6 protein-coding genes are annotated in these 10,383 nt (G+C 69.1%); 3 read left to right on the top strand and 3 right to left on the bottom strand.

From position 1 onward, the window contains the following. Positions 1-540: 540 nt before the first annotated feature. The gene (locus ABZ348_RS11300; protein WP_358931608.1) at positions 541-1,113 is read right to left on the bottom strand and encodes a MarR family transcriptional regulator; all 573 of its coding nucleotides are present in this window, start codon (positions 1,111-1,113) and stop codon (positions 541-543) included. Between the two features lie 144 nt (positions 1,114-1,257). Here ABZ348_RS11300 and ABZ348_RS11295 point away from each other — a divergent pair, with 144 nt between their 5' ends. Continuing rightward, complete coding sequence (locus ABZ348_RS11295; RefSeq protein ID WP_358931606.1) at positions 1,258-2,529, top strand: MFS transporter; 1,272 nt, start codon at positions 1,258-1,260, stop codon at positions 2,527-2,529. Between the two features lie 46 nt (positions 2,530-2,575). Here the strand turns inward: ABZ348_RS11295 and ABZ348_RS11290 are convergent, their stop codons facing one another. Then, on the bottom strand, positions 2,576-4,273 hold the full coding sequence (locus ABZ348_RS11290; protein ID WP_358931604.1) for a SpoIIE family protein phosphatase: 1,698 nt from the start codon (positions 4,271-4,273) through the stop codon (positions 2,576-2,578). A gap of 203 nt (positions 4,274-4,476) precedes the next feature. Next, positions 4,477-6,012, bottom strand: coding sequence for an FAD-dependent oxidoreductase (locus ABZ348_RS11285; protein WP_358931602.1), 1,536 nt, complete (start codon positions 6,010-6,012; stop codon positions 4,477-4,479). A 326-nt stretch (positions 6,013-6,338) separates the two neighbouring features. Between ABZ348_RS11285 and ABZ348_RS11280 the strand changes: the two genes are divergently transcribed. Then, positions 6,339-7,208, top strand: a complete 870-nt coding sequence (locus tag ABZ348_RS11280) for a helix-turn-helix domain-containing protein (RefSeq protein ID WP_358931600.1) — start codon at positions 6,339-6,341, stop codon at positions 7,206-7,208. Between the two features lie 953 nt (positions 7,209-8,161). After that, positions 8,162-10,345 carry a sigma-70 family RNA polymerase sigma factor gene (locus ABZ348_RS11275; protein ID WP_358931652.1) on the top strand — a complete coding sequence of 728 codons (2,184 nt, stop codon included), beginning with the start codon at positions 8,162-8,164 and terminating at the stop codon, positions 10,343-10,345. Positions 10,346-10,383: the final 38 nt, after the last annotated feature.

The raw sequence follows: 10,383 nt of genomic DNA, 5'->3' as shown, positions 1-10,383 counted from the left end.
GACTTTTGGCACGCTGTTGAGTTCTCAAGGAACGGACGCTTCCTTCAAATCCCTCTCAGGACTCTCCGGGCTTTTCCCTCCGGTCTTGCGTTTCCGACTCTATCAGATCCTTTCGGGCCTGATTCCCGGTCGAAATCGGGATTGTCTTTCCGGCCCTTCGGCCGTTCCGACGTTTCAAACTCTAGCGGATTTCCCCGGCGACTCATAATCGAGTCTTTCGAAATGGATTCCGGCACGCCGAAATCGCTCCCGTTGAGGAGAGTCGTGCTGAGTTTGGTTGCCGCATCTAGCGGCGGGAGTGGTCATCGAAGAACCGTTACGGCCCCGCGACAACTCGAAGAACCTTACGGAAGGATGAACTCCGTGTCAACTTCCCCCTGGGGCCCAGCCGTACCAGTTCCCTCACCTGGGAGTTTCCCGATCGCGCTGCCTCCTGCCGTGGCCCTCGCACCTCGTACTTCGTAGAAAGCAGAGAAGGCCGAGAGGCGGAGAAGGGGGGAGCTGGGGGCCTGGGGTACGTGACTGAGGGATGCAGGGCCGCTACTCCAGATCGGTGAGTCGACCGCCCGCGTCCGGCTGGGTGTGTTCCACCCTGCGCAGTACGCGGATCAGGAGTTCCCCGAGAACTCCGCGCTCGTCCGCCGAGAGGTCCTGGAGCAGATCCTCTTCGAAGCTGGACGCCATGCGCATCGCCTCCAGCCATTTGGTTCGACCCTCGTCGGTCAGTTCGACGATCACGCGCACACGGTTGTTCTCGTCGCGGTCGCGAGTGACCAGCCCCTCGCTCGCCATCCGGTCGATGCGATGCGTCATGGCCGCAGGGGTGAGACCGAGGCGCTTGGCAAGCTCCCCCGGGCCCATTCGATAGGGGGCGCCGGCGAGCACCAGGCTCTTGAGGACCTCCCACTCGGCGTTGCTGATGCCGAGGGCGGCGACCTGCCGGCCGTACGCGACGTTCATGCGGCGGTTGAGTCGACCGAGCGCCGAAACGACCTTTTCGACCTGTGGGTCCAGATCTCCGTACTCGCGCTGGTATGCGGCGATCTGCTCGTCGAGGCTCGGCTCAAGGGTCGGGCCGGTCGCTGCTTGGCCTTCGGGGCTCGCGTTAGGCATACGCCGGAGTATCGCATGTCTCTCGTTGGCATTGAAGTCCTTCTCTGTGTACTCTTCACTGTCGAAATTTATTGTTGAAGTCTTCAGGCTTTGGGCCTACAGCTCTTGAGGCAGGTGAGTGTGACCAGGGTGATGGGTGCAGCGATGCGCCGAATCCAGGCAGGTAGCGCGCTGAGCGCGTTCGGACTCGGTTTCACGGTTCCGTATCTCTACGTCTACGTGGCGCAGGTGCGGGATCTGGGGGCGACGACGGCGGGTGTCGTCCTCGCCACCTTCGCGATGGCCGCACTCATCGCCCTCCCCTTCACCGGTCGGGCCATCGACCGACGTGGTCCGCTGCCGGTGCTGGTGGCGGCCTCCCTGCTCGCCTCCGTGGGCGCCCTGTCCATCGGTCTCGCCGACAACGTGACCACCGTGGTGCTCTCGGCGGCCCTCCTGGGTGCCGGTACCGCCGTCATCCAGCCGGCGCTCGCCACGATGCTCGTCTGGTGCTCCGATGCCGCGAGCCGCACGCGCGCCTTCGCCATGCAGTTCTTCCTCCAGAACCTGGGCCTCGGTCTCGGTGGCCTGATCGGCGGGCAACTCGTCGACAAGAGCCGCCCGGACAGCTTCCTGCTGCTGTTCGGCATCGAGTCGGTGATGTTCCTCGTGTTGGCCGGAATCGCACTGACCGTACGGATCCCCCGTCCGACGCCCCTGACGGGTGCGCCGGTCGACCCGGCCGCCAAGGCCAAGGGTGGAATGCGCGCCCTGCTGGGGCACAAGGCGATGGTTCAGCTCTCCGTGCTGGGCTTCGTGCTGTTCTTCGCCTGCTACGGACAGTTCGAGTCCGGTCTTGCCGCGTACGGCACGGAGGCCGCCGGGATCGAACCGTCCACGCTGGGTTCGGCACTGGCCGCCAACACCGCGGTCATCGTGATCGCCCAGTTCGTGGTGTTGAAGTTCGTCGAGCAGCGCAAGCGCTCCCGCGTGATCGCCGCCGTCGGGCTGGTGTGGGCGGTCGCCTGGGTCATCGCCGGGTACGCGGGACTGGGGACGAACAGCCAGACCATGGCGACCGCGGCCTTCATCACCACGTACGCCCTCTTCGGACTGGGCGAGGCGATGCTGTCGCCCACCGTCGCCCCGCTGGTCGCCGATCTGGCGCCGGAATCGATGGTCGGGCAGTACAACTCGGCCTTCGCCCTGGTCAAGCAGCTTGCGCTGGCCCTCGGTCCGGCCGTGGGCGGCCCCATGGGAGCCGCGCTGCACGGACCGTACATCGTGACGTTCGTGCTGTTCTCGCTCGGGATATCCGTGCTGGCCGTACGGCTGGGGCGCGAGCTGACTCCCGTACAGAACCAGCCTTCGCTGGCCGTGAAGTCACGGGTCGTGGCGCAGCACAAGGCGGCCGAGCCAGTGGAGGTCGCGGCCTAGCCGTATGGATCATGAACAGTGTTCATGGCCGGGGCGGTCGGCGCTGTCAGCGGGGCAGGGCGAATTCGCACCAGACGGCTTTGCCGCCGCCGGGCGTACGGCGGCTCCCCCAGGACGAGGCGATCGTGGCGATGATGGAGATCCCGCGACCCGCCTCGTCTTCGGTTTCGGCACGGCGGCGGCGCGGGAGGTGGTCGTCGCCGTCCGTCACCTCGATGATCAGACGGCGGTCGGTGCGACGGAGTCGCAGTCGCATGGGCGGGGTGCCGTGTTGGAGGGAGTTCGCGACGAGTTCGCTGGTCGCGAGGACGCCGAGGTCGTGCAGCTCGGACGAGAACCGCCAGGAGGCGAGGACTCCGGATGCAAACGCCCGGGCCCGGGGTGCCGCCTCCTTGCCTCCGAGCAGATCGAGGGCGGCGTTATGGAACAGCTCCGCCGTGACGCCCTTGCGTGAGGGGTGCTGGACGACGAGGACCGCGGCGTCGTCATCGTGGTCCGCGGTCACGCCCATCGCCCTGAACAGTCGGTCGCACATGACCTGGGGCGTGCCGGTGGCACCGGACAGGGCGCGTTCGAGCGCCGCCACCCCTTCGTCGATGTCCTCGTCGCGCCGCTCGACGAGGCCGTCCGTGTAGAGGACGGCGGTGGATCCTGGCGGTAGGGCGATCGTGCCCGAGCTGTGGAGCCAGCCTCCGGTGCCGAGGGGCGGCCCGGTCGGATCTGCCGCGCGACGGACCGTACCGTCCTCGTCTCGGACCAGAACCGGCAGATGGCCCGCCGACGCGTAGACCAGCTGCCCCTCGTTGGGGTCGTGGACGGCGTACACGCAGGTGGCGATCTGGCTGGCGTCGATCTCCGCGGCCAGGCCGTCGAGGAGTTGGAGCACCTCGTGCGGCGGAAGGTCGAGCCGGGCGTAGGCGCGCACCGCGGTGCGGAGCTGGCCCATCACGGCCGCGGCGCGCACCCCTCGTCCCATCACATCGCCGATGACGAGTGCGGTACGTCCGGCGCCGAGCGTGATCACGTCGTACCAGTCACCGCCGACTGCGGCGTCCTCACCGCCCGGCTGGTAGGTCGCGGCGATACGGAGGTCGTCGGGCTGTTCGAGTTCCTGGGGCAGCAGGGAGCGCTGGAGGGTCACCGCCATGTCGCGCTGGCGGCGTTCGCTGGCCCGCAGCCGCTCGGCGGCTTCGGCGTGGTCCGTGACGTCGGCGGCGAAGACGCAGACCCCCGTGATCTCACCGGTCCGGTCCGGATGTTCGATCGGCAGACAGCTGACCGTGTACGAGCCGCCGCTGTGGATCCTGCGCGACTTGATCGTGCGCGGCGTGCCGCTGCGCAGGACCTGGTCCATGAGCGGCGGCAGACCCAGTTCGGTCAGTTCGGGGCAGGCGTCGACCGCGGGGCTGCCGATCGGCCGCGGGCCGAACGCTGCGGTGTACGCGTCGTTCACATAGGCGACGCGGTGCTCGGGCCCGTGGGTCAGGGCGACCAGCGCCGGCAGCCGCCCGAAGATCTCTCGGGCGGGGAAGTCCTCCAGCGCGGGCAGGGAGGGGAGGGAGTCCGGTTGTTGATCACTTTCCCCGCGGGCTGCCGGAACTGATCCCTCGCCACGGCTCTCACTTCTGCTCTCGGTGCGCTGCGCAGGGCGCGGAGGTGCCGTGGAGATCCCGCGGTCGTTCCTCCGCGAGGCGGCGCGGCGCTGCGTACCGGGGAGCCTTGCGCTCCAGCGCGTGAAGTTCACTGACTTTCTGGCCTCAATGGTTGTCGGCAAGGGGCAAGGGGTCACTCTGTGCAGATGTGAGCCCACCTATGGTCACACGTCCTGTGTGTCCGGGCGGACTGACTGGGGGTGTCGGCCAGCCGTCCATCTGGTTCCGGCCAGTGCCGGCGCGCCATGGTGGCGAGCCGGCGTCCGGAGGTCTCATCGGGCGGGTGAGCTGCGGGTTAGTCGCCCGGGTCGGCGGCCGACGGTGGTTCGTCCGAGGAGCGGGGGGACGGGCCGGGGTCATCGTTGCCCGTTGTCGGAGTGGGGCCCGGACGATCCCCGTTGCGGGGTGCGCGGGGAGGGTGGTCCGGGCCGTGGCCGGGTCGCCTTCCGCCGGCGGCCACCTCGAACTCGGCGCGCGGGTGCTCCAGTGAGCCCAGGGAGACGATCTCCCGTTTGAAGAGCCCGGCCAAGGTCCACTCGGCCAGTACCCGGGCCTTGCGGTTGAAGGTGGGCATCCGGCTGAGGTGGTAGGCGCGGTGCATCAGCCAGGCCGGGTACCCCTTGAGCTTGCGGCCGTAGACATGGGCCACGCCCCGATGGAGGCCGAGCGAGGCGACGGAGCCGACGTACGCGTGCACGTACTCCTTCAACGGCTCTCCGCGCAGTGACGCCACCAGGTTCTCGGCGAGCACCTTGGTCTGACGGACCGCGTGCTGGGCATTGGGCGCGCACTCGGCGTCCGGTGAGGTCGCGGTGACGTCGGGGACGGCTGCTGCGTCGCCCGCGGCCCAGGCGTGTTCAGTGCCGACGACGGTGAGCTGTGCGGTGCACCTGAGCCGTCCGCGGTCGTTACGGGGCAGATCGGTGGCGGCGAGTACGGGAGCCGGTTTCACACCCGCGGTCCATACGACGGTACGGGTCGGAAAACGGCTGCCGTCGCTGAGTACGGCGACGCGGTTCGCGCAGGAATCCAGACGTGTCCGGAGACGTACGTCGATATTGCGCGAGCGCAGCTCACGAATGGCGTACTTGCCCATCTCCTCGCCGACCTCGGGAAGGATTCGATCACTGGCTTCGACCAGAATCCACCGGAGGTCTTCTGGCTTGATGTTGTGGTAGTAACGCGAGGTATAGCGCGCCATGTCCTCTAGTTCCCCCAATGCCTCGACACCGGCATAGCCGCCGCCGACGAAGACAAAGGTGAGTGCCGCATCCCGGATAGCGGGGTCGCGGGTGGAGGAGGCGATATCCATCTGCTCGATCACGTGGTTGCGCAGGCCGATGGCCTCTTCGACCGTCTTGAATCCGATGGCGTAGTCGGCGAGGCCCGGCACCGGGAGCGTGCGGGAGACGGATCCCGGCGCGATGACGAGTTCGTCGTACGGGACCTCCACGGCGCCCGTGCCCTCTTCGGCGCTGGCGAGGGTCGTCACGGTGGCGGTGCGCTTGGCGTGGTCGACGGCGCTGGCCTCGCCGATCAGGACCGTGCACGCGTCCAGGACCCGGCGCAGCGGGACGACGACGTGCCGCGGGGAGATGGACCCGGCAGCCGCTTCCGGGAGAAAGGGCTGATACGTCATATATGGCTCGGGTGTAATCACCATGATTTCGATGTCGCCACGTGCGAGCTCGCGTTTCAGCTTTCGCTGGAGATGGAGTGCCGTATACATCCCGACATAACCACCGCCGATGACGAGAATGCGCGTGCGGTTGGTTCGCGCGGCCGGCGGGGAACCGGGGGCCGGGCCCTGGGAGTCTGCAGCCTTCACCATCCCATGACGCAACGGTCCCCGGCGTTTGTCCACAGGCGCGGCAAATTGTGTGACCGGAAGCTTGGGGGGCGCGTGCTCCGGAAGGGTGTCGAATGAGGGGAAAGGAGCGCAGGTCAGGGAGGGCGCAAGGGGTGGTGCGAGGGGGCGTAAACCGGAGGCTTCCGGTCCTTGCTCCGATCGGGGGGCGCTCCGTGCGGAACTACCCCCTTCTGAATTGACCCGGGCTCAACTATGTTCGTACCTCGTCGGGGTGCTTGGCCAAGGCTCGTCCGACAGACCAGGCGGGGAGGTCTCCGGGGGGAGACTCAGTGACCGGGGGAACATGTATGACCATTCAGGATTCACATTGGCAGGCTGCCGTACCGCAGACCGCGGACGGCCATGTACACGGCGGGCATCAGGCCGAACTGCACGGAGCGAACAGCGGCAACGGACGGTTGGCGGCGGGCGGGAGCACTCGCTCGGCGCCGCTCCGGGTCGATGCACAGCGCAACCTTGAGCACGTCCTGCGAGCCGCCCGCGAAGTCTTCGGCGAGTTGGGCTACGGGGCGCCGATGGAGGACGTGGCGCGCCGGGCGAGGGTGGGTGTCGGCACGGTCTACCGCCGATTCCCCAGCAAGGACGTGCTGGTGCGTCGTATAGCCGCGGAGGAGACCTCCCGGCTGACCGAGCAGGCGCGTACGGCTCTCGGCCAGGAGGAAGAGCCCTGGTCGGCACTGGCCCGCTTCCTTCGTACGTCGGTGGCGTCCGGCGCAGGGCGGCTGTTGCCTCCCCAGGTGCTGCGGGTCGGTGTCGACGCGGAGGACGCTGTTGAGACGACGTCAGATGGAGTCACCTCTTCGGTGACCGGGGCTGCGCGGGACGAGGCGCGGGTACCGCACCAGCGTTCCGGGGCCGAGGAGCCGACGCCGGCCGCCGAGCGGGGCGGACCGGCACAGCCGGACCTCCGGGTGGTGGGGCAGCGTTCCGTTCCGGCCGGTGAGCGTGAGGACGGAGGGGCCGCCGACCTCCTGGAGGTCGTGGGCCAACTGGTCGACCGCGCTCGGGCGGCAGGCGAACTGCGAGGAGACGTCACCGTCGCCGACGTGCTGTTGGTGATAGCCACGGCCGCACCCTCGCTGCCGGATGCGGCTCAGCAGGCGGCGGCCTCCGCCCGACTGCTGGACATCCTGCTGGAGGGGCTGCGGCCTCGGTAGGGACGAGCCGGGTGCGTACGGGCACGCCGGGGCCATCTGTCGGGCCTCGCGTGTCCAGCCCGAGCGGGTCCTGGCCGCCGGATCCTGGCCGTCGGGTCCTGGTAGGGACACGAGACGTCAGCAGGCCGGGCCAGGGCGGCTACTCATGAACTGGTCCCGGTTGAGGAGCTTTTGGCCCCAGCCGGGCATCGGCGGATCAGTCGGTTCCTTGGCGCATCACTGCCATCAGCCCACTGAGGGTTCGGAAGGGCCTCCCGGCCGGATCGGCTCGGCGTGAGACAGGCGCCGGAACAACTCACCACAGCCCTGCGCAGCGCTGCTTCCTCGCCGATATGGCGATTCTCCCGCGGCCAGGAACGGCTCTCGTACAACTCGCCGTTCGTCGCTGAGCGGCCGCTTCGTCGGTCTGCCCGCAACCCCGTCAGCCCCGGTACCACATCGGGCATTCGAGTCTCTCCTGGCGCATCCCTCGCGGTGAACACAGCGACGAGGTAGGGACGTTGCCTGCGCCGGCCGAGGAGTCGACCGAAGATCTGCACCCCTTTCCACCAGCCGCCGCGGGTAGGGCACGAATTCGGTCAGATCTCCCCGGATGAGTGGTTGAGCAGGATGCGGGCTTGGTGCGCTCCCGCCGTATGGCACGCTTGCCCGGTGTTCGGGTCTGAGGGTGCTGACGGGGGCTTCCGTGACGAATAAGGGCTTCCGCGATGAGTGGTGACGGTCGGAGCGCGCGGGACGAGCCAGACGGCGGAAACGACTCGACCGGGCGTGGGGAACTGTCCTCTCGGCAGGTTCCGGAACAGGGCGGGCGCAGGCGAGGTGGACGACGGCCAGCCGTCAATCCGCCGCAGCCACCGGCGCCTCCGGCCGGGGCCGGAGCAGCTGATGGCTCGGCCGGACCACACGGCTCACCCCCGCCCCCGATCCATGGCCCCGCCGAAGTCCCGGCGCCCATCGACGTTCCGGGCCCCGCCGACCCGCCTGACTCCACTGCGAACCCGGGGCCCGTCGAAGCGCACGGCTCGTCCGGCGGCCCCGGGCCTGGCGAGGCTTCCGAGCCCGTCGAAGCAGACGGGCACGGGCATGTCGTACCCAGCCAAGGGCCGAGCGGGCCCAAGCCGGACGACTCGGTCGCCTTCGGTTCCACCCCCGGGGCGCCTCCCCTCCCCGGACCGCCCTTCGTTCCCGCTTCTCCACAACGCCCCGGCTTCCCGACCGGATACGGCTCTGCCACGGGCTCCGGCTCCCCGTCCGGGACCGATCACGAGGGAAGCCCCCAGGCGGGCGCGGACAGTGAGATCCATGCCGTTCCCAGCCAACGCGAGGGCGGCAGCGCCGGATTCGGTTCCGTACTGCCTCCGCCGCGAGAAACGCCACCGTCCGACGCCGATTTGATCCAGCGGATGCGCGAAGGCGACGACAGTTCCTACGCGGAATTGTTCCGCCGTCACTCGGAGGCGGTCAGACGGTACGCGCGCACCTGCTGCCGGGACGCCCACACCGCGGACGATCTGACCGCCGAGGTGTTCGCGCGGACGCTCCAGGCCGTCCGTGGGGGCGCCGGACCGGAGCACGCGGTCCGGGCGTACTTGCTCACCACGGTCCGGCGCGTTGCTGCCGGCTGGATGAAGAGCGCCAAACGAGAGCAGTTGGTCGACGACTTCGGGGTGTTCGCGGCCGATGCGGCGCGCAGCACCGCCATCACGGCCGATGCGGCCATGGATCTCGGTGCCGACGTCCGGGCCATGCACGAGGCCGAACAGTCGCTGGCCATGCAGGCGTTCCGCTCGCTGCCCGAGCGTTGGCAGGCTGTCCTGTGGCACACCACCGTGGAGGAGGAGTCGCCGAGTGAGGTCGCGCCCCTGTTCGGGCTCACGGCGAATGCCACGGCGGTGTTGGCGAGCCGGGCCCGCGAAGGGCTCAAGCAGGCGTATCTCCAGGCGCATGTGAGTTCCGCGCTGACCTCCGGCGGGGACTGCGCACGCTATGCGGACCGGCTGGGTGCGTACGCGCGGGGCGGTCTGCGGATGCGCGCCGAGCGCGGCTTGCGCAAGCACCTGGACGAATGTGTCAAATGCCGACTGGCGGCCGGCGAGTTGGCGCAGGTGAACGCCGGCATTCCGGCGCTCCTCCCGGTCGCGGTCATCGGTTGGATCGCCGCCGGCTACTCGCTCAAGGCCGCCGGAGTCGTGGCCGGCGGCGCAGCGGGCGCTGTCGGAGTCGGTGCAGCGGCTGCCGCGACCGGCGGTGCTACGAGCAGTGGTTCGGGGGCCGCTTCCGGCGGCGCGCTGCTTTCGGAGGGGCTGGGCGCGCCGGCGAAGGCTGCGATCGCAGCCGCGGTGGCGGTGGCCGCCGCGGGCGGGTTGGTGTGGGCGTTCGCGGGCGATCCTGAACCGGTCGCCCGGAAGAAGGAGAAGCCTCCGGCCGTACAGCCGATCGCGCCTCCGCAGCCGGCGCCGGCCTCACCGAAACCGTCGGCGTCCCCCCGCCCCACTCCGCCACCACCGGTGAAGGCTTCGACCAAGCCGAAGCTCAAGCCGAAGCCGTCTCCTCCGGCGCCGCCGGCTCCGGCCCCATCGCCGGCCGCGTCCAGATCGGTGGCTCCGCGGCCATCGCCCGAGAAGCCGACGCCGTCGCGCAGCCCTGCCCCCCGCCCCACGCAGTCAACGACACCGCGGCCGAGCCCCACTCCGGCACCGGAGCCGGAGGTGTATCACCTCAATGAGCTGGCGTACGGCACGGTTGGCGACCACACCGGGCCCGAGGTGCGCCTGTACGAGAGCAGTTGGCTGTGGCAGCGCAAGAGCCTGAAGATCGGCGGCACCTGGTACGGCCATGGTGCGACGGTCCACGGACGGTCCTCGGTCCTGATCGACCTCAACCGCGAATGCTCCAGCTATGCGGCGTTGGTGGGGATCGACGACATGACCCTGAAGTTGGGCGCGGTGCGGTTCTCCGTGTACGGGGACGGGGTGCGGCTGTGGCGGTCCGCGGTGGTCCGCGGCGGTGATGCGGCCGTCCCGGTTCAGGTTTCGCTCTCCGGTCGCAAGACGATGCGACTGGTCGTGGAGCCCCAGACGGAGTTCGACGCGGTGACGCTCGCCGATTGGGCGATGTCCCGGATCAGTTGCCGCTGAACGGACGGCTCCCCCGGACTGCTTCGTACGCGCGTGGC

The organism is Streptomyces sp. NPDC005963 (genome assembly GCF_040638655.1).
Classification (GTDB): Bacteria; Actinomycetota; Actinomycetes; order Streptomycetales; family Streptomycetaceae; genus Streptomyces.
Note: the sequence above shows the minus strand (reverse complement) of the source record. Positions and strands in the feature narration are given on the sequence as shown.

What these genes read in the sequence shown, in the direction of transcription:
- ABZ348_RS11300 (WP_358931608.1), bottom strand. Translation starts at nt 1,113, where the DNA reads ATGCCTAACGCGAGCCCCGAAGGCCAAGCAGCGACCGGCCCGACCCTT.
- ABZ348_RS11295 (WP_358931606.1), top strand. Translation starts at nt 1,258, where the DNA reads ATGCGCCGAATCCAGGCAGGTAGCGCGCTGAGCGCGTTCGGACTCGGT.
- ABZ348_RS11280 (WP_358931600.1), top strand. Translation starts at nt 6,339, where the DNA reads ATGACCATTCAGGATTCACATTGGCAGGCTGCCGTACCGCAGACCGCG.
- ABZ348_RS11285 (WP_358931602.1), bottom strand. Translation starts at nt 6,012, where the DNA reads ATGGTGAAGGCTGCAGACTCCCAGGGCCCGGCCCCCGGTTCCCCGCCG.